Below are 23,557 nucleotides of genomic sequence, written 5' to 3' on the forward strand. Positions count from 1 at the left end.
AGCAATGTGTGATGACCGCTCCGTGAAAGAGTACGAGAAAGACCGTTTTCAATATTGCTCAATGAGGGGGATATCCTTATATTTGATTGAGTTGTATTGTTTTAACCCCTTATTCTACTGACATCGAGCAACGCTTGATTCATTAAAATATTCTGAGTAAACGGTATGAAGAAACCAAGCGACCATAAAAATGATCGCCTTCCGAAGCCAAGAACGAACTTTTCTGATCCCGATGTGAGAAAACGTGTCGTTGAAGGGTTGAATGATTCTGCAGCAAACGATTTTATTGCCCTTATTAATTGGCTGAGAATGGGTAAAAACGTAGGCGAGGCCATCCCTTTGGCGAAATGTTACAGCCTTCGTAATACGATTTCCAGGCTTGAAGCCCTAAAATGTGGTGTAAAAACCTATTGGAAAGACGTGCTCAAACTGATGGAGCGTACAATACAAAATAGCCACCAAGTTAAAGAGATTGCGTCTGATCCATCGCAAATTTCCACTGGAATTATCAAAAATATGCATGAGATAAGCCAGAGTATAGCGTCAGGGAGCGCAACGCCTGAAATGCTGGCAAGGCTTCATAAAATGCATCAGATCACCTCCAGTCTGAAAGGAAGTGAAGATCTGACAAACAGTATTAACATGCTAATAGAAAGCACGCAGGATGCTTTGCGTAGCTATACGAGTCAAAAAGCAAAACCTAAGGTCAGGAAACCCATTAAGCAAAATTATGCCCAACGTGAAGATATGATACTCCGCAGCGAGTGTGAGCCTTTAATTGGCTTGAATGACATTTTCATGATAGCAAGTCGCCTTATTTCTATGTCAACTCGATTGGGTTGCTCTCCTGTGACCTTGGCAAAACGAGTAGATGCTTTGAAAGGTGTAATTAACCCTGAAATTATGCCCGAATTGCTCGATCTCCTTCAGCAGGATGTCGAGCTGATGGCCCAGACTGTTCCGCTCCAGGTCAAAGATGATAATAGCCGTAGTGATGGTGGAAAACTTGTTGGATTGACGGGGATAGTCGAAGGCGGATCTTCTATTGGTGTTGAAGCTCAGCGAATAATCACAGCAGAGCTTAAAAGGCTTCCCCCGCTGACCAATGCTCAGCGAATATCTTTTGATACAGCGCGTGCAAGCTTGGCCTTAGAATGTGACACATTCAAGGTTATTGAAGAGATCAGGCGTATTGCAGCTTGCTTTAAATGGAGGCCGTTGGCTGTTGCTGCCTATATTGCACACAAATCTCTTGGAATCAGGGCTGATATTGCTGGAGACGTGATTACCCTACTAGCGCAAGATGAGGCACTTTTAGAAAGTGCTAAATGCCCGTACTCATCCGGCCAACCGCAATCCAGTTGAGGTAGCGCTTGCGACATGCTTTACGTTCTCCGTTTTGTATCAGTAAAACCTCGCCTTGGTGTTCGGCTTGTGTGGATTCAAGTCCCATTCTAATTGAATAATTAAATCAATAAGCCGTGTCGTGAAACCACCTACGGGTGGTTTTGTTGTGCCTGTAATTTGTTGACCCGCATCGGTATCGTTTCTAAGGGCAAGGTTTCAATAGGCATCTACCTGCGAATCGGTGCACCCATCATAAATCCTCCGCGGGCCGGGTTACTACTGAACCCATCTCGGGCGGGATTGTAACTCTGGTTCTGAAAACGGTTAAACATAATGGGATCGCCAATGCCATCCTGAATCGCAAATGGCCGATAGATTTTATTGCGGGACCTGAGCGTGAAACCGAAATCCTCCGTTCCTCCAATGATGATGACGCTGTTGCCGGTAGACAGCGCCGCACTTAATTCACGCTCTCTTGCGGCCTGGTCCTGTAAGGTGCTGGCAATAGCACAGAATGACGTCATCAACAGTACGGTGAAGGCGAAGTATGAACGTACCCGTGGCCGTTTCATGATGAATACCTGATAAAAATGTGGCTATTCAAGTATAGCGTTTGGCAGCGTTGGTACCCGACGTAGGCATGATTAATTTTACCGCTGTGTCTGTGAAAATAATGATTATCCAGCCAGTCAGCACCGCTGAATTCCCCCCTATAATGAAAGTAGGTAACAGGTGATAGCTCCTGTTTGCAGACCCTACTGATGCAGGAGACGATCATGAGAGGCTTACTCTCTTTGACGATGATGTCTGCAACGTTACTCGTTTTTAGCGCGATAGCGTATCCAGTAGCAGTGAGCGTTGCTGTGGCGTCTGTGCCGTCGCAAGACCCCATCAGTCGCTATCAACAAAGGTTTGATCAAATACAATCCTATCAGGTTGTTATGCGTTCCTCGTCCACGACAGAGGCGAGCAAAATTATTCGCTATAGCTATAAAAAACCCGGCTATGTACGAATGGACTTCACCCAACCGCATGCTGGTGCGGTACTGACCTATAACCCCGATAGTGGGAAGGTGACGTTGTGGCCATTTGGGCTAGGAACGTTGCCTGTTTTGACGCTGTCGCCCACTAATTCACTGATTCAGGATGAGCGCGGTCATTGTGTGGACCGGTCTGACATCGGCGTTTTGCTGGGGAATATTCGCCGTCTGCAGCGTGAGGGAACCACCACCACCCTTGGCGTGGAGAATCTATCCGGGCGCTTGGTCACCTATGTCTCGGTGGTGGGGCCGAAGGCAATGGTTGTTGATGGTGTTCATCGCTATGACCTTTGGTTAGATAACTATTATGGGCTGCCTGCCAAAGTGATGAGCTACACGCTGGAGGGAAAACTGCTGGAAACGGTGCTTATGGACTCACTGATCGTTAACGTCCGTTTTCCTGCCAATTTCTTCACGCCTTGAAGGAGCCAGCGTAATGGCCGAATATCAGTTTTCTACCGTCTGGCGGGTTGAGGCGTCACTGCAGGAGGTCTGGGAGGTGTTCTCGCATCCGGACCAGTGGCCAGAGTGGTGGGTAAGTCTGGAGCGAGTCACCGAAATTAAGAAAGGTGATGGGCTGGGTATCGGCGCGTTGCACCGTTATACCTGGAAAGGGGCGCTGCCGTATCGTTTAACCTTTGATATTAATGTACTGAATATTCAGCCGTGTTCTCTGCTCGAAGGAGAAGCCTGCGGTGAGGTTGAAGGTCGTGGAGTATGGTCTTTTGTCGAATTAGGTAAGGAGACACTCGTCAGATACGACTGGAACATTCGCACCACGCTTCGCTGGATGAACTATCTTGCCCCGCTGGCAGCCCCCGTATTTCGCTGGAATCACGATACGGTTATGCGCGAGGGCGCAAGAGGACTTGCCCGCAAATTAGGCGCTCCTGTGTATATGTTTTAATTTAATGGCGAGCCAGGTAAAGGGACTCGCATATTTTATGCATTCTTTGCCTTTTTTCTTATTGCGCCTGTACTCTTGTGGTCGAAAGTGGCTTAATCGGTTCTCTTTTCATTCACAGTTAACAGGTCTGTTATTGATGAATAATCCCCATCGACTCGCCTTTTTACGTCAGCGTCTGTCTGCTGTGATGATCGCCTACGCTCGCCGTGGCTCAACTCTCATAATATGGACAGACAGCAATGCAACGTCGCCAGTTTCTTAAAAATAGCGTACTCCTTTCTGCCGCCGGATTCGTCGGCCCTTCGATAGTTAGCCAGACAGTACAAGCCGCAGAGCCGTTAGCGGCGCCGGTGGCGCGTCGACGTTTTGTGTTATCACAAACCTATCAGCTCAATCCACCTCAGGGATCGCGTGGCGTGGTGAAGCTGTGGATACCGCTGCCGGTAGACACCGCGTTTCAGCAGATGACAAACCTTGTCTTTACCGGCAATTATAAGCAGGCGTACGTCACCACTAATAACACCTACGGCGCCAAAACGCTGTTTGCCAGTTGGCCCGATTCGCAGGGTGAGTTGCTGATAAAGGTCGATATTGAGATTGAAACGACCGACTGGGAACCGCTGAAACATGACGCGCTAAAAACCTGGCAAGCGCCGGCGCAGATTATTTACCCGCTGGATGTCAAACCGTATCTGCTGCCGACAGCGCATACGCCCATCGATGGCCTGGTTCAGGAAACCGCGCGTAAAATTACCGGGACGGAGCAGGACCCACTGAAAAAAGCACGCCTTATTTATGAGTGGGTGAGTCGCTATATGGAGCGTGATAATGACGTGATTGGCTGCGGGACAGGCGATGTCGCAGAGATCCTGAAAAGCGGCAAGCTTAAGGGAAAATGTACCGACATGAGTTCCGTTTTTGTGGCCCTGGCTAGGGCTAGCGGCATTCCTGCGCGTGAACTGTTTGGCATCCGCCTGGGGAAAGCCGTTAAGCTGGAACGCTATTCGAAAAGTGCGTTTGGCAAAGCCGACAGCGCAGGGGTTGCCGATGTTAGTGGTGGACAGCACTGTCGCGCTGAGTTCTATCTGGCCGGTTACGGCTGGTTGCCGTGCGACCCGGCAGACGTGACAAAAATGCGTCTGGCAGAGAAAAAAGCCCATCAGGATGCCGATGTCCAGGCCGTCAACGCTTACCTGTTTGGTAACTGGGAAATGAACTGGGTGGGTTTCAACTACGGACGCGATTTTGAACTGTATCCGGCAACCGAGCAGGGTGCGATGAACAACTTTGGTTACCCTTATGCTGAAGTGGACGGCGATCCGATCAATTTCTATGACCCTAAAGCGTTCTCTTACCGCTATGTCGCAACAGAACAACGCTAAGGGGGCGGGATTAACCCTGCTGACGGCCGCTGCGGCGGCTGTGGGCCGCTGTTATATCTGCTGTTTGGTATTTCCGCGGCGGGCTTTGCGGTATTCACCCAGGCTGAATTTTTACGTATCCCCCTGATGGTGCTGACGTTAGGGTTATTATTACGGGTCTTCTGGCGACTCTATTTTTCTAAACGGCTGTGGTGCACCGGGCGGTTAACCTTGACGCAGATGCGCGTTCTATACTGGTTCGCCGTGGCGCTGATTTTGCCGGTGTTATTCTACCCCACGCTGGTGGCCTGGTTTTATGAGGTGTTTGAATGAAAAAAGTAATGCGGCTGGGATGGTTATTACTGCCGTTATGGGTACAGGCCGCCAATCAAAAAGTGGTGCTGGATATCCAAAATATGACCTGCTCGCTGTGCGTTATTTCGGTGAACCAGGCGCTGCGCGAAACCGACGGCGTGATCAAAGCCAAATCTTCGCTTAAGACTCGACAGGCCGAAGCCATCGTGCCCCACGGTTTTTCTACTGATACGCTGCTGAACGCAGTGGCGAAAACCGGATACACGGCCACGCTAAACCGTATTGAGCAACAGTAAGCCGTTTATGCCTATTGGTATCAGTTATTCTGCCAGCCATGTAAGATACTCACAGGCAGGAATTATTGACTAAGGAAAAGCGTTATGAAAACGGGACCGTTAAACGAGAGCGAGCTGGAATGGCTGGATGATGTACTGACCAAGTACAATACCGACAAAGCGATTCTGGATGTCTCAGAGCTGGACGGCTTGCTGACGGCAGTGCTCAGTTCACCTTTTGAAATTGAGCCAGAGCAGTGGCTGGTCGCGATATGGGGCGGCGCGCAGTATGTCCCTCGCTGGTCATCCGAAAAAGAAATGGCGCGTTTTATGAACCTGGCGTTTCAGCACATGGCGGATACCGCCGATCGTCTGGATGAATTCCCGGAGCAGTTTGAACCGTTGTTTGGCCTGCGCGAAATTGAAGGCCATGAGCTGACGATTGTGGAAGAGTGGTGCTTTGGCTATATGCGCGGTGTGGCGTTGTCTGACTGGTCCACATTACCGGATTCGTTAAAACCCGCGCTTGAGGCGATTGCGCTGCACGGGACGGAAGAAAACTTCGAGGTGGTGGAAAAACTGACCCCAGAGGCGTTTGAAGAGAGCGTTGAGGCTATCCGTCTGGCGGCGCTGGATCTACACGCGTATTGGATGGCGCACCCGCAGGAAGCCCCGGCGAAGGTACCGGTTAAAGTCGATGCCAAGGTAGGACGTAACGATCCGTGCCCGTGCGGCAGCGGTAAAAAATATAAGCAGTGCTGTCTGCACTAAGACAATGGGGGCATTAAGCCCCCTTTTTTTTAACCCACTTCTGGCAGCAGTCCTGCCGCAATTGAAAACTGCACCGCTATCACCACAATCCCGCAAATAAACACCAGTGCCAGTGCCGGAGCGCCGCCGGCAACGCGATACGTCGCCTGAGGATTGTGTTTTCTGCTCTGCCAGACCAGCATCGACGGGATCAGCAGCGCCAGCACCGCGAGGGCCACGCCTGCGTATCCCAGTGCCATGACAAACCCGCGCGGGTAGAAGAGGGCGAAGGCCAACGGCGGCAGGAATGTCACTATGCCGGTCTGCAGTCTTCCGGCTGCAGTATTACGGCGCTGGAAGAGGTCAGCCAGATAATCAAATAAGCCCAGCGCCACACCCAGGAAGGAGGTCGCCAGTGCGAGGTCGGCAAACAGATGCACTGCCAGCTCAACGTGCGGTGAGGCCACCACTTCACGTAACGCCTGTAATAAACCGTTTAAGCCCGCATGATCGGCGAGCAGCCCCATAAAGGTTGATGAGTTGATACTGCCGAGTGTGGCCAACTGCCAGAAAATATAGGCGACCAGCGGGATGGCGCTACCGGTAATAAATACCCAGCGTAATTTACGGATATTGCCGTTCATATAGCTGACAATGCTGGGAACGCTGCCGTGAAAACCGAATGAAGTGAAGATAACCGGAATGGCAGAAAGCGCCAGACCCTGCTGCAGCGGTAGCGTGAGGAGATTGACTTTATGGACGTGCGGCATCAGCAACGCCAGCATAACGACCAGAAAAATAATTTTGGCGCTGAACAGCAGGCGGTTGAACAGATCAACCAATGAAGTGCCTACACATACCACCCCCCCGGCAACAAAGGTGAACAGTAATACGCCCATCGTTGGGGATATGCTGGTGCCGGTCCAATCACTGATGCTCGAGGCCAAAAGTTCACCCGCACCGCTGATGTACGCCGCTGTGAGCGCATACATCAAAAACATCATGCTAAAGCCGGTGATCCACTGTCCGTAGCGACCGAGATAGCGTTTTGCCAGCGTGCCGAGTCCGGTGTCTGCCGGGACATGCTGATACACTTCGAGCAGCAACAGCGCGGTGTAGCACATCAGTGCCCATAGCCCAACTAACAACACCAGCGTGACGCTAAATCCCACGCCCGCCGCAGCCAATGGCATCGCCAGCATACCGGCGCCAATCGTGGTTCCCGCCACGATAAAAACACTACCCAGAGTTCTATTCTTCACGTTTTCCTCTGTCCCAGAGATAGTCAACAGTTGTATCTGCGGCGCAGAGTAAGGCATAACGCTATTTTCGTCAAATGACCGTTACAATACGTGTATAATTATATTTACACTTGGTGAGTGGTTAAGATGTATTCCAGATGACATTTTTCTGCGTTAGCGCAAAGCAGCATAAAGCCGTTCACATTAGGCTATGGGCTTTATTGAGGAGAATGTATGGAATCTATTCACGGCCACGAAGTACTCAACATGATGATTGAGTCTGGCGAACAGTATTCAAATGCCAGCCTTGAAGCGGCGATTACAGCACGTTTTGGCGAGCAGGCACGTTTTCATACCTGTTCTGCTGAGGGCATGACGGCGGCTGAGCTGGTGGCGTTCTTAGCAGCGAAGGGGAAGTTTATTGCCAGAGACGACGGCTTCTCTACGCACGAAAGTAAGATCTGCCGCCATTAATATTCCTGGCTAACGGTAGTATAGCGCCACCGTTAGCCAACAGAATTAATTCTGTGTATCAAGCGTGGCCAGTTCTCTGTCGATGAAATAAAGACCTTCACCGCTTTTGCCTGCCAGCGTTAATTTATCAATAACCGATTTAAATAATTTCTCTTCTTCGTGCTGCTCGGCAACATACCATTGCAGGAAATTAAAGGTCGGATAATCCTGATGGGTCATTGCCGCATGCGCCAGTTCATTAATTTTCTGGGTGATCAGCTGTTCGTGTTCATAGGTAACGCGGAACAGTTCATCCAGTGACGCGTATTCAGCAAACGGTGATGGCACGGTATTAATGCACGGCAAGCTGCCGGTGTCGGTCAGGTAGTCAAACAGACGCTGCATATGCGTCATCTCTTCCTGCGCATGGCGACGCAGGAACGCGGCGGCGCCTTCAAAGCTGTGATAGCTGCACCACGCACTCATCTGTTGGTAGAGCAGAGATGAATATAATTCAAGATTCATTTGCTCATTCAGTTGGTCGATCATTTCTGTTTTCAGCATGGTTCTGCTCCACGAACGGTAATTATATATTGATGTGGCATCACTATAATTTGTTATTTATTTATTTGCAAAAGGTAAAATAATAATTTTAATTATTAAAAATGCGAATGGGAATAAAACGCATTAACGATATTAGATCGTAAAAATAAACCCGGCGTAATAAAGACCAGCAGCAATATGCTGGTCTGCATATTAGTAATTAAAAGAGGGGGATTGTGGGACGGCAACGCCGTGGCACTGCCAGGCGAGCGTGATGGTGGTATTCATGCACAAGGAACCGGCATAAACGCTGCAGGTGGCAACCGGTTGGCCAAACGCCACCGCGCTGGCGTATCCCATCCGCTGACATTCCTTTGTCGCCGTACCCTGGGCAACATAATCGTCGGTACGAGCCGTCTGCAGCATGGCCTGGTTGTAAGTCAAGCGCACTACACCGGTGATAGGGCTGGCTTCGCTGACCTGTGCCTGTTTAGTGATAGTGCATCCCGTCAGCACGAGCGGCAATAGGGTTAGGATTAGGGTCTTCATGATATCGCTCTGAAAGTTCGGTGATAGGCTATCCTTGCATACACTGCGGCCTGACAATGGCCTGAATAACTTAACGATCACCTGCAAGTAATCACAACGGCGTCTTCGGCATGAGGCAAATCGGTTGTTTCAAAGGAAAAATGTGAGCACATCATTACTTTTTAAAACTAAATTTCATTAAATTTGAAAGTGAGTTTGCAAAATAGTAATGTGGCCTGAATGTTATGACTCATGGCGGAACCCCCGCGACGTATTCAGGAGAAGACACAATGAAAATTGCATTGATGATGGAAAACAGCCAGGCAAGCAAAAACGCGATCATTCATAACGAGCTTAAAGCCGTTGCTGATGAGAAAGGTTTCCCGGTGTTTAACGTTGGGATGAGCGATGAAAATGACCATCATCTGACCTATATTCATCTTGGTATTATGGCCAGCATTCTGCTCAATTCTAAAGCTGTCGATTTTGTCGTCACCGGTTGCGGTACGGGTCAGGGCGCCATGATGTCGCTGAATATCCATCCGGGCGTCGTGTGCGGCTATTGCCTCGACCCGGCAGATGCGTTCCTGTTCGCACAAATCAACAACGGTAATGCGCTCTCCCTGGCGTTTGCGAAAGGTTTCGGCTGGGGCGCAGAGCTGAACGTACGCTATATGTTCGAAAAAGCCTTCACGGGGCGTAACGGCGAGGGTTATCCGCCGGAGCGTAAAGAGCCACAGGTGCGTAACGCCGGTATTCTGAATCAGGTTAAAGCGGCGGTCGTCAAAGAAAACTATCTTGATACTCTGCGCGCTATCGATCCCGAATTGGTGAAAACGGCTGTATCCGGCCCGCGTTTCCAGCAGTGCTTCTTTGAAAACTGCCAGGACAAAGCGATTGAAGCGTTTGTCCGTGAAATCATTGGCTAAATGTTGTTGGCCCGGCGGCGCACGCTGTCCGGGCTTATCGGTTCTTGTTTGACACCGCACAGCCTGCGTCGCGAGTGAGCCGCAACGTATCCACCATGCCGATCAGGCAAATAATAGCAATTACCACAAAGGCCAGACGGAAGCTAATGCCGGGCACATGGCTCAGCGCCAGCCACTTGCTGACTTCATCACCCATTCTGATGCCAATTGCCGCCAGCGAAATTCCTAACCCTACCGCTAATTGCGTGGCCGTGCTGAACAGCGTATTGGCGTAGCTCATCTGCGAGGCGGGAACATCAGCGAAGGCCAGCGTGCTGACACCGGTAAACTGGATCGAGCGGAACACGCCGCCCAGATACAGCACCAGTAAAATCACCCACACTGGCGTTTGCGGGGTAATCAACGCGCAGGCCAGTAGCGCCAGTACGTTCAGCGCACCGTTAATCAACAGCAGCTTTTTAAAGCCCAGCCAGCGAATCAACGGCGTGGTCGCAGGTTTGATCGTCAGATTGCCGACAAACACCGCCAGCACTAATGAGCCGGCATGAAAGGCGTTCATGCCAAAGCCGACCTGAAACATCAACGGCAGCAAAAAGGGTACCGCGCTGATAGACGCACGAAACAGCGACCCGCCGTACATCGTGACGCGAAACGTCGGGACCTGCAGGGCATCGAGACGAATCATCGGCCAGGCAGCATGGCGAAAATGGCGCAAAGCGAACAGAAAGGTGACGACCCCAAGCGTAAGTAGGCCAGCAGTTAGCCAGCCTTGAGGCTGTTGTGCGCCCAATAACTCCATGGCATACACCAGACTAACCATGGCAACCGAGGTGGCAATAAAGCCGGGGATGTCGAAGGGGCGGCGTTCATCATCATGGATATCGGGGATGAAGCGTAACGCCAGGGCTATCGCCAGTAATCCCAACGGGACATTAATAAAGAAGATCCAGCGCCAGTTGGCATAGCTAGTGATAAACCCGCCGAGCGGGGGACCGATGATAGGGGCGACTAATGCCGGCCAGGTCAGGGTGGCAATGGCAGTGATTAACTGGTGTTTTGGCGTGGTGCGCAGCACCGCGAGGCGACCAACCGGCACCATCAGTGCACCGCCCACTCCCTGTAGGATACGCATCGCTACAAAGCTTTCGAGGCTGGTGGATAACCCGCACAGCACTGAGGCGAGGGTAAAGATGGCCAGCGCCAGACTAAACACCTTACGCGCGCCGAAGCGGTCGGCAATCCAGCCGCTGGCAGGGATCAGAACCGCCAGGGTGATCAGATAAGCGCTGATGCCAATGTTGAGATCGACCGCCTCAACGCCAAAGCTTTTTGCCATATCGGGTAGGGCGGTGGCGATGACCGTGCCATCGATAAACTCCATAAAAAAAGCCCCGGCAACGAGCAAGGCCGCCGGGGAGAGGCCACGTTTATTCTCAACCGCTACATCGTTACTCATGTTGTGCTTGCCATCTCAAATGAAATTCACGGGATCTTTTTATTTTCAGTGCAGCTGTACTCTCTGCACTGCTATCGTTTCGCACCCTGAATGGGTACTATGACAACCTTTCTATAAGGAGCTCATTATGTCCCAAACACTGAATGCCGATCAGGAACTGCTCTCGGACGTTGTTGCCTGCCAGCTGGTTATTAAGCAAATTCTGGATGTTATTGATGTCATTGCCCCGGTCGAAGTGCGGGAAAAAATGTCCAGCCAGCTGAAAAGCATCGATTTTTCCAGTCATCCCGCAGGTGGCGATCCGGTTACGATGCGCGCTATTCAAAAAGCCGTTGCGTTGATCGAACTGAAGTTCACGCCGCAAAGTGAGTCTCACTAAAATAAACCGTTGTTTCAGGTTTTAGAAAGGTTTTTTTGCGCCTCTTGGATACAGAGGCGCTGACAGGGTAGTGCCGAGTATCAGTGATGCTGGTGGTTAACGACGTTTAGCAGATGCTTATCCGTTTGCGCCATACACAGTCCGGCGCGTTTGGCGCTACGAACCTCATCAAGAATCGTTTGCAACAGCACACCATCCTGCTGCTGCTCTTTTTCCAGATCGTGAAGAAAATCAACGGTTGGCGCATCGTTCAATGCTTCTGCTTCATTTGTTAAGCGTGACAGTGTGTTGGCTCGCTGTTGATATTCATCCAGCGTTTTTTGAAATAAGTCTTCAAGAGATGTCAACTCATCGCCTGGCACGTCGATGGCTTTGACAATGGGGTTGGCACCCGCGCTTTTCATAAAATTAAACACGCGCATCATTTGCGTGACGTTGCTCTGTGCCTGCGTACGCAGAAACGTTGCGGTGCCGGTCAGACTGTGCTCGTAGCACCATTCACTAAGGTGAAGGTAGAGGTTTGAAGCATAAAACTCAAGATTCATTTGGGTGTTGAGTTTGTGAACAATTCCAACTGCAGCCATATCAATATCCTTATTTCCAGAAAGGAAAATGTACGTTACTCACGTCAGTACAACGGGCTGCCGTTGCACTTTACATCTACGTACACGTAATACTGTTAGCAGAATAAATCCGTTCTGCCGGTCCTTTATATGATCACTGAGGCAATTCTATGCCGATCGAAAATAAGCATAGCGCCTGCTCACGCATAAGAAAATCCTTAAATCTTCGTATTTATGTTTTTTTACATATTGTTATAAGAATATTCTTGCTCTTAATATTTTGATGTATAGCGGGAGTGAATGTAACGAACTGATTTTAAAGTTGTTAAAGTTAAATAAAGATAATGAAATGGCGTTTCATATCACAAAATTAAATTTTCCGACAAGGTATCCTCGGTGCGAGTTCTCAATATTTGACGTTTTTTTTGCGCCTGATCAATTTTACTGAATTGCATTAATCAAATGACATTAATAATTCGACATTTATGGTTTGATTGATGTGGATAAATCGAGGAGTTAAGTATGAAAAAGGTCGCGGTGCTGCTGGCACCCGGTTTTGAAGAGGCTGAAGCCATTGTCACCATCGATATTCTTCGCCGTCTGCATATTGACGTTGAGACGCTGGCCTGCGCCGAGTCCCGTGCGGTAGTGAGCTATCACGATATTCCGATGGTCACTGACAGCACCCTGGCTGCCCGCCTGGAGACGATGTATGACGCCGTCGTGTTACCCGGTGGGCCGCAGGGCAGCGTGAATCTTGCCGCCAGCGATTCGGTTGTCCAGTTTATTGCGCGTCATGATGCCGCCGGAAAACTGATTTGTCCGGTGTGCTCGGCCGCCGCCCGGGTTCTGGGAGGCAACGGCCTGCTGAAGGGCCGTCGTTACGTGTGCTCAGGGGATTTGTGGCAAAACGTCACGGAGGGTGAATACATCGACGCGCCGGTAGTCGAAGATGGCAATCTGATCAGCGGCAAAGGCTTAGGTCATATTTTTGATTTTGCTTTTGCCGTTTCTGCTCGTCTGCTGGAAGATGATGCCCCAGTTCGCGACCATGCCGAACATATTTATTACCCCTGGTAATCATTGCGTTCCCGAATGTGTGCATTCGGGAACAAGGATTCACTGACTGACGTTATGGATTAATCTGCTGCGCCTCATTTTCCCCACCAAAAAAACCGCGTTTTTTTATGTCATTTCCCACTGAATTTATGTACGCAATTACTGTAATTCTGTGGTGTGATGCCGCTCTCTTATGGAGAATCAATTTCCCGCTACAACTACTCTCAGCACTGGCATTGATCTTATCAATAAAAGGTAATGCCTTGTTTTACGTCCGAATTACAAAAAATCGTCTGATTTTACCCTACATAAAAGAACGTTAAAGCTGGAGTTAACCATGCACAAATTCACTAAAGCGCTGGCGGCCATCGGTTTGGCTGCCGTTATGTCACAATCCGCTATCGCTGAATCCATGAAGCTCGGTTTCCTGGTCAAGCAGCCGGAAGAACCCTGGTTCCAGACTGAATGGAAATTTGCGGATAAAGCCGGTAAAGACCTTGGTTTTGAAGTGATTAAGATTGCCGTCCCGGATGGTGAGAAAACCCTGAATGCCATCGACAGCCTTGCGGCAAGTGGCGCAAAAGGCTTTGTTATTTGTACGCCGGATCCCAAGCTCGGGCCTGCGATCATGGCAAAGGCGCGTGGCTATGACATGAAAGTGATCGCCGTCGATGACCAGTTTGCCAACGCCAAAGGTAAGCCGATGGACACCGTGCCGCTGGTGATGATGGCGGCCACTAAAATTGGTGAGCGTCAGGGCGAGGAATTGTACAAAGAAATGCAAAAACGCGGCTGGGATGTGAAATCTTCTGCCGTGATGGCGATAACCGCCAACGAACTTGATACCGCGCGTCGTCGTACGTCCGGTTCAATGGACGCGCTCAAAGCGGCTGGCTTCCCGGAAAAACAGATCTATCAGGTTCCGACCAAATCTAACGATATCCCCGGCGCATTCGACGCCGCGAACTCCATGCTGGTTCAGCATCCTGAAGTTAAACACTGGTTGATTGTCGGCATGAATGACAACACCGTGCTGGGTGGCGTGCGTGCGACCGAAGGGCAGGGCTTTAAAGCACCAAACGTGATTGGTATCGGCATCAACGGCGTCGATGCGATTAGCGAACTGTCTAAAGGTGAAGCGACCGGCTTCTACGGCTCACTGCTGCCAAGCCCGGACGTACACGGCTATAAATCCAGTGAAATGCTTTACAACTGGGTGACTAAAGGGGCAGAGCCGCCGGCATTTACTGAAGTGACAGATGTGGTGCTGATCACCCGCGATAACTTCAAAGAAGAGCTGGCGAAAAAAGGGTTAGGCGGCAAGTAATACGTCATGCCGGATAAGACAAAATGTCTCTTATCCGGCCAACACATTACGCCCTCAGTAGGCCGGATAAGGCAACGCCGCTATCCGGCAACAGATTAGATTCACGGAGACGTTATGCAACAGTCTACCCCGTATCTCTCATTTCGCGGCATTGGCAAAACCTTCCCTGGCGTTAAGGCGCTAACGGATATTAGCTTTGACTGCTATGCCGGTCAGGTGCATGCACTGATGGGTGAAAATGGCGCCGGGAAATCAACATTATTAAAAATTCTCAGCGGTAACTATGCGCCAACGACGGGTTCTTTGGTGATCCGCGGCGAGGAGGTTTCGTTTGCGGACACCACCACCGCGCTGAACGCCGGTGTCGCCATTATTTACCAGGAACTGCATCTGGTGCCGGAAATGACCGTCGCCGAGAATATTTACTTAGGCCAACTGCCCCACAAGGGTGGGATTGTGAACCGCTCGCTGCTGAACTACGAAGCCGGTTTACAGCTAAAACATTTGGGGATGGATATCGATCCGGCCACGCCGTTGAAATATCTCTCCATTGGCCAGTGGCAAATGGTGGAAATTGCCAAAGCGCTGGCGCGTAACGCCAAAATCATCGCATTTGACGAGCCGACCAGCTCGCTTTCCGCCAGGGAGATAGAGAATCTGTTCCGCGTTATTCGCGAACTGCGCAACGAAGGGCGCATCATTCTGTATGTCTCGCACCGTATGGAAGAGATCTTCGCCCTCAGCGATGCGATTACCGTGTTTAAAGATGGGCAGTACGTTAAGACATTTACCGATATGCAGCAGGTCGATCACGAGGCGCTGGTGCAGGCCATGGTGGGGCGTGACCTCGGCGATATCTACGGCTGGAAATCTCGACCGTATGGCACAGAACGCCTGCGCTTGCATGAGGTTAAAGCGCCAGGCGTGCGTACGCCGATCAGTTTATCGGTGCGCAGTGGTGAAATCGTTGGGCTGTTTGGTCTGGTCGGGGCCGGGCGTAGCGAACTGATGAAAGGGCTGTTTGGCGGAACACGAATCACCGAAGGTCAGGTGTTTATTGATGAAAAGCCGATTGATATCCGTAAACCCAGCCACGCGATTGAGGCCGGCATGATGCTGTGCCCGGAAGACCGCAAAGCCGAAGGAATTATTCCGGTCCATTCGGTTCGTAACAACATCAATATTAGCGCCCGGCGTAAACATGTTCTGGGCGGATGCCTGATTAACAACGGTTGGGAAGAGACTAACGCTGACCACCATATCCGCTCACTCAATATTAAAACGCCGGGAGCAGAGCAGCTGATCATGAACCTCTCTGGCGGTAACCAGCAGAAGGCGATTCTCGGCCGCTGGTTATCGGAAGATATGAAGGTGATTTTGCTCGATGAACCGACGCGCGGCATCGATGTGGGAGCGAAGCATGAAATTTATAACGTTATTTATGCCCTGGCGGCGCGCGGTGTTGCCGTGCTGTTTGCCTCCAGTGACTTGCCGGAAGTTCTTGGCGTCGCCGACCGTATTGTGGTGATGCGAGAAGGTGAAATTGCCGGTGTGTTGCTCCACGAACAGGCGGATGAGCGTCAGGCGTTGAGCCTTGCTATGCCTAAAGTCAGCCAGGCTGTAGCCTGAATAAGGAGAGTATGATGTCTTCCGTTTCTACATCGGGTTCTGGCGCAACCAAATCAGCGCTTAATCTTGGCAGAATTTGGGATCAGTACGGGATGCTGGTGGTGTTCGCCGTGCTGTTTCTGGTGTGCGCCCTCTTTGTGCCGAACTTTGCCTCCTTTATTAATATGAAGGGGCTGGGCCTGGCGGTTTCTATGTCGGGAATGGTCGCATGTGGGATGCTGTTTTGCCTGGCCTCCGGCGACTTTGACCTCTCCGTTGCGTCTGTAATTGCCTGTGCCGGGGTTACCACCGCGGTGGTCATCAACATGACCGAAAGTCTGTGGATAGGCGTCGCCGCCGGGTTGCTGCTGGGGGTTCTTTGCGGCCTGGTGAACGGCTTCGTGATTGCCCGTTTAAAAATAAACGCGCTGATTACCACGCTAGCGACCATGCAGATTGTGCGCGGTCTGGCCTACATTATCTCTGACGGTAAAGCGGTTGGAATCGAAGATGAGCGCTTCTTCGCCCTCGGCTATGCGAACTGGCTGGGTCTGCCTGCGCCTATTTGGTTAACCGTTGGCTGCTTCATTATTTTTGGCTTACTGCTGAATAAAACCACCTTTGGGCGTAACACGCTGGCTATTGGCGGTAATGAAGAAGCGGCGCGTCTGGCAGGTGTTCCGGTAGTCCGTACGAAGATTATTATCTTCATTCTTTCCGGCCTGGTATCGGCCGTTGCGGGGATTATCCTGGCGTCGCGTATGACCAGCGGTCAGCCAATGACGTCTATTGGCTATGAACTGATTGTGATTTCAGCGTGCGTGCTGGGGGGCGTTTCGCTGAAAGGTGGCATCGGAAAAATCTCATATGTGGTAGCCGGGGTGCTGATCCTCGGGACGGTTGAAAACGCGATGAACCTGCTGAACATTTCGCCGTTCGCCCAGTACGTTGTCCGTGGCCTAATCCTGCTGGCGGCGGTGATCTTCGACCGCTACAAGCAAAAAGCGAAGCGTACTATTTGATGATTTAACGGCCAACTTTTCAGTTTAGCTCCTCCCAATCGCCAGCCGCTATACCGGTTGGCGATTGTTTTTGCAAATGGCGAGCTTGGTCACACTGTCTATACTTATACCCGTCATACCTCAAGCTGCATAAAGATAAGGAGGAGCACCGGGTGACAGTATCGCGAACCGTACCCCCTGAACTATCCGCAAACTGTGCTTATTTTTTTGATCTCGACGGAACATTAGCTGAGATAAAACCGCATCCCGATCAGGTCACCGTCCCGCAGACGATCCTGCAATTACTACATCGCCTGGCGACGCACAATGCGGGAGCACTGGCATTGATTTCAGGGCGCTCAATGACTGAGCTTGACGCACTCACTCATCCCATTCGTTTTCCGCTTGCCGGCGTGCACGGGGCTGAGCGCCGCGACATCAAGGGTCACACCCACATTGTCCGTCTTCCTCAGGACGTCGAACACGACATTAGCGTGCTATTGCATGCTGCACTGGCGAACATGCCCGGTACGACGTTAGAAACAAAAGGCATGGCGTTTGCTTTGCATTATCGACAGGCCCCACAGCATGAGGCGGCGCTGCTGGCGCTGGCTGAACGCATCACGCGCCGATGGCCCCAGCTCGCCCTGCAGCCCGGAAAATGTGTGGTTGAGATAAAACCAAAGGGGACGAACAAAGGGGAAGCGATTGCTGCATTTATGCAGGAAGCCCCTTTTGCCGGGCGCATCCCTGTTTTTGTTGGTGATGATTTAACCGATGAGGCGGGTTTCGCTGTGGTAAACCGCGTTGACGGCATTTCCGTGAAGGTGGGGAGCGGCGCGACCCAGGCGATGTGGCGTCTGGCGGGCGTAACAGATGTCTGGCGCTGGCTGGAGCAGATCAACTGTCCGCAGCAAGACCAAAAAGCAACGAATGACAGGAGAGATGGCCATGAGTCGTTTAGTCGTAGTCTCTAATCGAATTGCCTCACCGGATGATAAAGGCAGTGCTGGCGGCCTGGCGGTCGGTGTGCTGGGGGCATTGAAAACGGCGGGGGGGCTGTGGTTTGGCTGGAGCGGTGAGACGGGTAATGAAGACCAACCACTAAAAAAAGTCACCCGCGGCAATATCACCTGGGCATCGTTTAATCTGAGTGAGCAGGATTACGAAGAGTATTACTGCCAGTTTTCGAATGCCGTTTTATGGCCTGCTTTCCACTATCGCCTGGATCTGGTGCAATTTCAGCGCCCGGCTTGGGAAGGCTATCAGCGGGTCAATACATTATTGGCTGAGAAACTGCGGCCCTTACTGAATGATGACGACATCATCTGGGTTCATGATTATCATTTATTACCGTTTGCCAGCGAGCTGCGGAAACGCGGCGTGAACAATCGTATCGGTTTTTTCCTGCATATTCCGTTCCCGACGCCGGAGATATTCAACGCATTGCCCCCGCATGATGTGCTGCTTGAGCAACTGTGCGATTTTGACTTACTGGGGTTCCAGACCGAAAACGACCGTCAGGCGTTTCTTGATGCGCTAAGTGCACAAACCCGAGTCACCTCGCGGGGCGACAATCATCATCAGGCATGGAAAAAGGCGTTCCGTACCCAGGTTTATCCTATCGGCATTGAACCCGATGAAATTGCCCGCCAGGCGGCGGGGCCACTGCCGCCGAAAATAGCGCAGCTCAAGGCCGAGCTAAAAAATGTGCAGAATATCTTTTCGGTTGAGCGACTGGACTACTCCAAAGGCTTGCCGGAGCGTTTTCAGGCCTACGAGGCCCTTTTGGAGCATTACCCTCAGCACCACGGTAAAATTCGCTATACCCAAATCGCCCCGACGTCGCGTGAAGAAGTGCAGGCCTATCAGGATATTCGCCACCAGTTGGAGACTGAAGCCGGGCGCATCAATGGCAAGTATGGGCAGCTGGGCTGGACGCCGCTTTATTATCTGAATCAGTATTTTGATCGTAAATTGCTGATGAAAATTTTCCGCTACTCGGATGTTGGGTTAGTGACGCCACTGCGCGATGGCATGAATCTGGTCGCTAAGGAGTTTGTGGCAGCGCAAGATCCCGCCAATCCTGGCGTGCTGGTGCTCTCACAATTTGCCGGGGCAGCACATGAACTGACCTCGGCGCTGATCGTTAATCCCTATGACAGAGATGATGTTGCGGGTGCATTAAACCGCGCGCTAACCATGCCGCTTGCTGAGCGTATTTCCCGCCACGCTGAGATGCTGGACATTATCGTTAAAAACGATATCGACAACTGGCAGGCTCACTTTATCCGCGATTTAAAAAAGATCACGCCACGTCATGCTGAAAGCCAACCGCATGACACCGTAGCTGACTTTCCTAAATTGGCCTGACGACGAGGATACGGTCATTAATCGCCTGCCAGCGGCACCAACAGCACATCGACCTGGCTGGCGCTGACCACGCTTTTCGCGGAGCAGGATGCTCGCGAAAAGAAGCTGTGATTATGGTTGCCATAAATGACGAGATCGACGGCGTGTTTGCGACAGATATCCAGTATATGTTCGTTGAGTGCCCCATAGGTAATAAAGGTATGCTCAATGGGGTACTGCGCCTGCTGGGTGAGTTTATCGATAAAATTCAGAGTCTCTTCTTGCATTACCTCACGCAGGTCTTCCAGCATGGGGGCCGCAAACTGGTTATACAGTTCGGGATCGGAGACCAGGGTGACCAGGCTAATGCGCGCATTGACAGGGCGCGCAATAGAAACGGCTTTTGCTAACAACTGGTGACTTTCGGGGGTGGCGGCAACAGCGACAAGAATGTGCATGTAGCTCATAACTCGCTCCTTAAATACAAGAATTATGAGAGGACTTTTAGCGTTACTCTCGCTTCTTTCATAGTGCAATTTTTCATACTGTAATAGTGTGAATGTCATCATGATTATTCATTAATTATTCTTATAAATAGAATAATCAGATCACAAAAGCTGAAAATCTGTTCAATCAATTTAAGTGAAATTCTCAGCTAATGAAAACAATATGTTAATAAAAAACAAACATAAATTAACATTTTGCATATCGTTACCTGACGGTATTAGTTAATGAGGTTAAATATTTAACTCATTGTTTATAAAGATATAAAGTGAGGAAGCAGTTTATTGTAAATCTGTGATCTCGCTCGTTATTTCGCGCGGTGATATTAACTGTCGTAAACAAAAGACTATTCGCTTTTATTGCAAGAATATTCGGGTGTATGGAATCGATAGAGTGAGTTGTTGGCTATAAAATAACCAAAATAAAAGCTGTGCTGATGGATTTATGTTAAACGTTTAGCTGGTTTATGTGATCTGCGTCACATATTCTTTAAATTCGCAGCAGGGTTCCGTTGTATGTGTAACTGGCGGCGGGTAGAGTTGCGTCGAATTAGGAAAAATCTTAGGCATTTGTAAGAATTGATGTGAGCTTGTAAGGAACGCGGCCTTCTTAAAAAGGGATGTTTACACAACGCGTAAGCCGTAACGCTGCTATGTATTTGACCTTTTGCTTTTTTTTTACCGGGCCTTCCCGGCGACATCACGGGGTGCGGTTACGCCGCATAAAAATAATGTTGGTTATTATGGATGCAAATAATGCATACATCCGAGTTGCTCAAACACATTTATGACATAAATTTGTCATATTTATTGCTTGCACAGCGTCTAATCGTTCAGGACAAGGCTTCCGCGATGTTTCGCCTTGGTATCAGCGAAGAGATGGCGGACACATTGGGAACCTTAACCCTTCCTCAAATGGTCAAATTGGCGGAAACAAACCAACTGGTCTGCCATTTCCGTTTCGACGATCATCAAACAGTTACTCGCCTGACGCAAGACTCTCGTGTCGACGATCTTCAGCAAATTCACACAGGTATCATGCTTTCAACGCGTCTGTTAAGCGACATCAATGATGCGGCGCGTAAGAAAAGGGCGTGATGATGAGCGAAAAAAGCATCGTTCAGGAAGCACGTGATATCCAGTTAGCCATGGAATTAATCACACTGGGCGCCCGTTTGCAAATGCTGGAAAGCGAAACGCAACTCAGCCGTGGCCGCCTTATCAAGCTGTATAAAGAATTACGCGGTAGCCCTCCGCCGAAAGGGATGCTTCCTTTTTCTACCGATTGGTTTATGACGTGGGAGCAAAATATCCATGCTTCTATGTTCTGCAACGCATGGCAATTTTTGCTCAAAACGGGCCTGTGTAGCGGTGTCGATGCCGTCATTAAAGCGTATCGCCTGTATCGTGAGCAGTGCCCACAGCCAGCTGAAGGGCCGTTGTTGGCGTTAACCCGCGCATGGACACTGGTCCGTTTTGTTGACAGCGGGTTGCTGGAACTGTCTACCTGCAACTGCTGCGGCGGTAATTTTATTACTCACGCGCACCAACCCGTGGGCAGCTTTGCCTGCAGTTTATGCCAGCCGCCATCACGTGCCGTAAAAAGACGTAAACTTTCCCAGAATGCTGCCGATATTATTCCACAACTGCTGGATGAACAGATCGAACAAGCTGTTTAACTGATACGGTGTGGATAGACACTCCAGCAGCGGTAAGCCATTACCGCTGCTTTTTTTTGTCCCGACCTTTTAGTTAACTGCCCGACTGCGCATCCTGTCATAGTCAATTGCGAAAGGATGATATCGTGCTGATCTTAATAGGTTACCTGGTTGTTATTGGTACAGTTTTCGGCGGCTATATGATGACCGGCGGACACCTTGGGGCACTCTATCAACCGGCTGAGCTGGTGATCATTGGTGGCGCGGGTATCGGGGCATTCATTGTCGGTAATAACGGCAAAGCCATTAAGGGGACGATGAAAGCGATTCCGTTGCTCTTTCGTCGCTCAAAATACACCAAAGCCATGTATATGGATCTGCTGGCGCTGTTGTATCGCCTGATGGCCAAGTCGCGCCAGCAGGGTATGTTCTCGCTTGAGCGCGACATCGAAAACCCCAAAGAAAGTGAAATTTTTGCCAGCTACCCGCGCATTATCGCGGATGCCGTAATGCTTGATTTTATTGTCGATTATTTGCGTCTGATTATCAGCGGCAATATGAATACGTTTGAAATTGAAGCGTTGATGGACGAAGAAATTGAAACGCATGAAAGTGAGTCGGAAGTCCCAGCTAACAGCCTGGCGATGGTCGGCGACTCATTACCGGCTTTCGGTATCGTCGCGGCGGTGATGGGGGTAGTACATGCGCTGGCCTCGGCCGACCGTCCGGCGGCTGAACTGGGGGCGCTTATCGCACATGCTATGGTGGGGACCTTCCTCGGGATTTTACTGGCCTATGGTTTTATTTCACCGCTCGCCAGCGTGTTGCGTCAGAAAAGTGCCGAAACGACCAAAATGATGCAGTGCGTGAAGATCACACTGCTGTCCAACCTGAACGGCTACGCTCCACCGATTGCCGTCGAATTTGGTCGTAAGACACTGTATTCCAGCGAACGTCCGTCGTTTATCGAACTGGAAGAACATGTTCGTGCGGTGAGAAATCCAACGGCACAGCAAACGACTGAGGAAGCATGAAAAATCAGGCCCATCCCATTATCGTCGTCAAGCGACGAAAACATAAAGGTCACGGTGGTGGGGCGCATGGTTCATGGAAAATTGCCTACGCTGACTTTATGACTGCGATGATGGCGTTCTTTCTGGTGATGTGGCTCATTTCCATCTCCAGTCCGAAAGAACTGATCCAGATTGCCGAATACTTCCGTACGCCTCTGGCCACCGCGGTAACCGGTGGAAATCGTATTTCAAACAGCCAAAGCCCGATACCTGGTGGGGGGGATGATTACACCCAACAGCAAGGGGAAGTGAACCGGCAGCCGAATATTGATGAGCTGAGAAAGCGCATGGAACAAAGCCGCCTGAGCAAATTACGTGGCGACCTGGACCAGCTTATTGAGTCCGATCCGAAGCTACGCGCGCTGCGCCCGCATTTGAAAATCGACCTGGTGCAGGAAGGGTTGCGTATTCAGATTATCGATAGTCAGAACCGCCCGATGTTTAAGACCGGCAGTGCCGAGGTTGAACCTTACATGCGCGATATCCTGCGGGCGATTGCGCCGGTTTTGAATGGTATCCCCAACCGCGTTAGTTTGTCCGGTCATACGGATGATTTTCCATACGCCAACGGTGAGAAAGGCTACAGCAACTGGGAACTGTCTGCTGATCGCGCAAACGCCTCACGCCGCGAACTGGTCAGTGGTGGTCTGGACACCGGGAAAGTATTACGGGTGGTAGGTATGGCCGCCACGATGCGTCTGAGCGATCGCGGTCCTGAGGACGCCATCAACCGCCGTATAAGTCTGCTGGTGCTGAATAAGCAGGCGGAAGAGGCCATTTTGCATGAAAACGCTGAAAGCCAGAATGAGCCGGTAAGTGTCTTACAACCGCCAGCGGTCGTTCCGCCGGCAAGCGTTCCCACATCGCCACCAGCCAATCCGAGGTGATA

The 23,557-nt window shown here is 50.6% G+C and carries 26 protein-coding genes and 1 pseudogene; 20 read left to right on the plus strand and 7 right to left on the minus strand.

The window, feature by feature from the left end; all coding sequences use genetic code 11:
- The first annotated feature begins 165 nt into the window (after positions 1 to 165).
- Complete coding sequence (locus FDW88_RS15235) at positions 166 to 1,365, plus strand: hypothetical protein (protein WP_137362875.1); 1,200 nt, start codon at positions 166 to 168, stop codon at positions 1,363 to 1,365.
- A gap of 209 nt (positions 1,366 to 1,574) precedes the next feature.
- Here the strand turns inward: FDW88_RS15235 and FDW88_RS15240 are convergent, their stop codons facing one another.
- The gene (locus FDW88_RS15240; RefSeq protein WP_137362876.1) at positions 1,575 to 1,919 is read right to left on the minus strand and encodes a hypothetical protein; all 345 of its coding nucleotides are present in this window, start codon (positions 1,917 to 1,919) and stop codon (positions 1,575 to 1,577) included.
- Between the two features lie 369 nt (positions 1,920 to 2,288).
- On the opposite strand from FDW88_RS15240, the gene FDW88_RS15245 reads away from it, so the two are divergent.
- From FDW88_RS15245 to FDW88_RS15270, 6 genes and pseudogenes are all read left to right on the plus strand, one after another.
- On the plus strand, positions 2,289 to 2,810 hold the full coding sequence (locus FDW88_RS15245; RefSeq protein ID WP_249354894.1) for a DUF1571 domain-containing protein: 522 nt from the start codon (positions 2,289 to 2,291) through the stop codon (positions 2,808 to 2,810).
- Between the two features lie 13 nt (positions 2,811 to 2,823).
- On the plus strand, positions 2,824 to 3,294 hold the full coding sequence (locus FDW88_RS15250; RefSeq protein ID WP_115258807.1) for an SRPBCC family protein: 471 nt from the start codon (positions 2,824 to 2,826) through the stop codon (positions 3,292 to 3,294).
- 239 nt (positions 3,295 to 3,533) lie between these two features.
- A complete protein-coding gene (locus FDW88_RS15255) occupies positions 3,534 to 4,676 on the plus strand; it encodes a transglutaminase-like domain-containing protein (RefSeq protein WP_115258806.1) in 1,143 nt (380 codons plus the stop codon).
- A pseudogene (locus FDW88_RS22835) lies at positions 4,654 to 4,988 on the plus strand (hypothetical protein). Before FDW88_RS15255 ends, FDW88_RS22835 begins: the two are co-directional and overlap by 23 nt.
- On the plus strand, positions 4,985 to 5,266 hold the full coding sequence (locus FDW88_RS15265; RefSeq protein WP_137362877.1) for a heavy-metal-associated domain-containing protein: 282 nt from the start codon (positions 4,985 to 4,987) through the stop codon (positions 5,264 to 5,266). The pseudogene FDW88_RS22835 and the gene FDW88_RS15265 overlap by 4 nt, the downstream one beginning before the upstream one ends.
- An 84-nt stretch (positions 5,267 to 5,350) precedes the next feature.
- On the plus strand, positions 5,351 to 6,016 hold the full coding sequence (locus FDW88_RS15270) for a YecA family protein (RefSeq protein ID WP_096757479.1): 666 nt from the start codon (positions 5,351 to 5,353) through the stop codon (positions 6,014 to 6,016).
- A 29-nt stretch (positions 6,017 to 6,045) separates the two neighbouring features.
- On the opposite strand, the gene tyrP is transcribed toward FDW88_RS15270, so the two are convergent.
- The gene (tyrP, locus tag FDW88_RS15275; protein WP_115258804.1) at positions 6,046 to 7,257 is read right to left on the minus strand and encodes a tyrosine transporter TyrP; all 1,212 of its coding nucleotides are present in this window, start codon (positions 7,255 to 7,257) and stop codon (positions 6,046 to 6,048) included.
- Positions 7,258 to 7,470: 213 nt separating this feature from the next.
- Here tyrP and FDW88_RS15280 point away from each other — a divergent pair, with 213 nt between their 5' ends.
- Positions 7,471 to 7,710, plus strand: a complete 240-nt coding sequence (locus FDW88_RS15280; RefSeq protein WP_096757478.1) for a YecH family metal-binding protein — start codon at positions 7,471 to 7,473, stop codon at positions 7,708 to 7,710.
- Positions 7,711 to 7,755: 45 nt separating this feature from the next.
- On the opposite strand, the gene ftnA is transcribed toward FDW88_RS15280, so the two are convergent.
- Positions 7,756 to 8,253 carry a non-heme ferritin gene (gene ftnA / locus FDW88_RS15285; protein WP_096757477.1) on the minus strand — a complete coding sequence of 166 codons (498 nt, stop codon included), beginning with the start codon at positions 8,251 to 8,253 and terminating at the stop codon, positions 7,756 to 7,758.
- Positions 8,254 to 8,445: 192 nt separating this feature from the next.
- Positions 8,446 to 8,781 carry a YecR-like lipofamily protein gene (locus FDW88_RS15290; RefSeq protein ID WP_117341916.1) on the minus strand — a complete coding sequence of 112 codons (336 nt, stop codon included), beginning with the start codon at positions 8,779 to 8,781 and terminating at the stop codon, positions 8,446 to 8,448.
- A gap of 269 nt (positions 8,782 to 9,050) precedes the next feature.
- Between FDW88_RS15290 and FDW88_RS15295 the strand changes: the two genes are divergently transcribed.
- Complete coding sequence (locus FDW88_RS15295) at positions 9,051 to 9,689, plus strand: RpiB/LacA/LacB family sugar-phosphate isomerase (RefSeq protein ID WP_115258802.1); 639 nt, start codon at positions 9,051 to 9,053, stop codon at positions 9,687 to 9,689.
- A gap of 34 nt (positions 9,690 to 9,723) precedes the next feature.
- On the opposite strand, the gene FDW88_RS15300 is transcribed toward FDW88_RS15295, so the two are convergent.
- The gene (locus FDW88_RS15300; RefSeq protein ID WP_137362878.1) at positions 9,724 to 11,145 is read right to left on the minus strand and encodes an MFS transporter; all 1,422 of its coding nucleotides are present in this window, start codon (positions 11,143 to 11,145) and stop codon (positions 9,724 to 9,726) included.
- Positions 11,146 to 11,272: 127 nt separating this feature from the next.
- On the opposite strand from FDW88_RS15300, the gene FDW88_RS15305 reads away from it, so the two are divergent.
- Positions 11,273 to 11,524, plus strand: a complete 252-nt coding sequence (locus FDW88_RS15305; RefSeq protein WP_096757473.1) for a DUF2766 family protein — start codon at positions 11,273 to 11,275, stop codon at positions 11,522 to 11,524.
- An 80-nt stretch (positions 11,525 to 11,604) separates the two neighbouring features.
- On the opposite strand, the gene FDW88_RS15310 is transcribed toward FDW88_RS15305, so the two are convergent.
- Positions 11,605 to 12,108: a non-heme ferritin-like protein gene (locus FDW88_RS15310; protein WP_115258800.1), complete on the minus strand. Its 504-nt coding sequence runs from the start codon at positions 12,106 to 12,108 to the stop codon at positions 11,605 to 11,607.
- Positions 12,109 to 12,609: 501 nt separating this feature from the next.
- Between FDW88_RS15310 and FDW88_RS15315 the strand changes: the two genes are divergently transcribed.
- From FDW88_RS15315 to otsA, 6 genes are all read left to right on the plus strand, one after another.
- Entirely contained in the window at positions 12,610 to 13,167 is a 558-nt protein-coding gene (locus FDW88_RS15315; RefSeq protein ID WP_117341918.1) for a DJ-1/PfpI family protein, read from the plus strand.
- Between the two features lie 316 nt (positions 13,168 to 13,483).
- Positions 13,484 to 14,473 carry an arabinose ABC transporter substrate-binding protein gene (locus FDW88_RS15320; RefSeq protein ID WP_115258798.1) on the plus strand — a complete coding sequence of 330 codons (990 nt, stop codon included), beginning with the start codon at positions 13,484 to 13,486 and terminating at the stop codon, positions 14,471 to 14,473.
- A gap of 114 nt (positions 14,474 to 14,587) precedes the next feature.
- Positions 14,588 to 16,102 (plus strand): L-arabinose ABC transporter ATP-binding protein AraG, encoded by a 1,515-nt coding sequence (gene araG, locus FDW88_RS15325; RefSeq protein ID WP_115258797.1) that lies wholly within the window; start codon positions 14,588 to 14,590, stop codon positions 16,100 to 16,102.
- Positions 16,103 to 16,116: 14 nt separating this feature from the next.
- The gene (gene araH / locus FDW88_RS15330) at positions 16,117 to 17,103 is read left to right on the plus strand and encodes an L-arabinose ABC transporter permease AraH (RefSeq protein ID WP_096757468.1); all 987 of its coding nucleotides are present in this window, start codon (positions 16,117 to 16,119) and stop codon (positions 17,101 to 17,103) included.
- Between the two features lie 152 nt (positions 17,104 to 17,255).
- Positions 17,256 to 18,059 (plus strand): trehalose-phosphatase, encoded by an 804-nt coding sequence (gene otsB, locus FDW88_RS15335; protein WP_137362879.1) that lies wholly within the window; start codon positions 17,256 to 17,258, stop codon positions 18,057 to 18,059.
- On the plus strand, positions 18,034 to 19,455 hold the full coding sequence (otsA, locus tag FDW88_RS15340; protein ID WP_137362880.1) for an alpha,alpha-trehalose-phosphate synthase: 1,422 nt from the start codon (positions 18,034 to 18,036) through the stop codon (positions 19,453 to 19,455). Before otsB ends, otsA begins: the two co-directional genes overlap by 26 nt.
- A gap of 17 nt (positions 19,456 to 19,472) precedes the next feature.
- Here the strand turns inward: otsA and uspC are convergent, their stop codons facing one another.
- Positions 19,473 to 19,901 carry a universal stress protein UspC gene (gene uspC / locus FDW88_RS15345; RefSeq protein ID WP_096757465.1) on the minus strand — a complete coding sequence of 143 codons (429 nt, stop codon included), beginning with the start codon at positions 19,899 to 19,901 and terminating at the stop codon, positions 19,473 to 19,475.
- A gap of 792 nt (positions 19,902 to 20,693) precedes the next feature.
- Here uspC and flhD point away from each other — a divergent pair.
- The 4 genes from flhD to motB all read left to right on the plus strand — a co-directional run bounded on the left by flhD (position 20,694) and on the right by motB (position 23,555).
- The gene (gene flhD / locus FDW88_RS15350) at positions 20,694 to 21,035 is read left to right on the plus strand and encodes a flagellar transcriptional regulator FlhD (protein ID WP_137399382.1); all 342 of its coding nucleotides are present in this window, start codon (positions 20,694 to 20,696) and stop codon (positions 21,033 to 21,035) included.
- A 2-nt stretch (positions 21,036 to 21,037) separates the two neighbouring features.
- Entirely contained in the window at positions 21,038 to 21,616 is a 579-nt protein-coding gene (gene flhC, locus FDW88_RS15355; protein WP_170974175.1) for a flagellar transcriptional regulator FlhC, read from the plus strand.
- A 125-nt stretch (positions 21,617 to 21,741) separates the two neighbouring features.
- Positions 21,742 to 22,629: a flagellar motor stator protein MotA gene (gene motA, locus FDW88_RS15360; protein WP_096757462.1), complete on the plus strand. Its 888-nt coding sequence runs from the start codon at positions 21,742 to 21,744 to the stop codon at positions 22,627 to 22,629.
- Positions 22,626 to 23,555: a flagellar motor protein MotB gene (gene motB, locus FDW88_RS15365; RefSeq protein WP_115258793.1), complete on the plus strand. Its 930-nt coding sequence runs from the start codon at positions 22,626 to 22,628 to the stop codon at positions 23,553 to 23,555. The genes motA and motB overlap by 4 nt, the downstream gene beginning before the upstream one ends.
- Positions 23,556 to 23,557 lie beyond the last annotated feature (2 nt).

Origin of the sequence: Citrobacter sp. wls829, from assembly GCF_005280825.1 — a bacterium.
In the GTDB taxonomy this organism is placed as follows: Bacteria; Pseudomonadota; Gammaproteobacteria; order Enterobacterales; family Enterobacteriaceae; genus Citrobacter; species Citrobacter gillenii.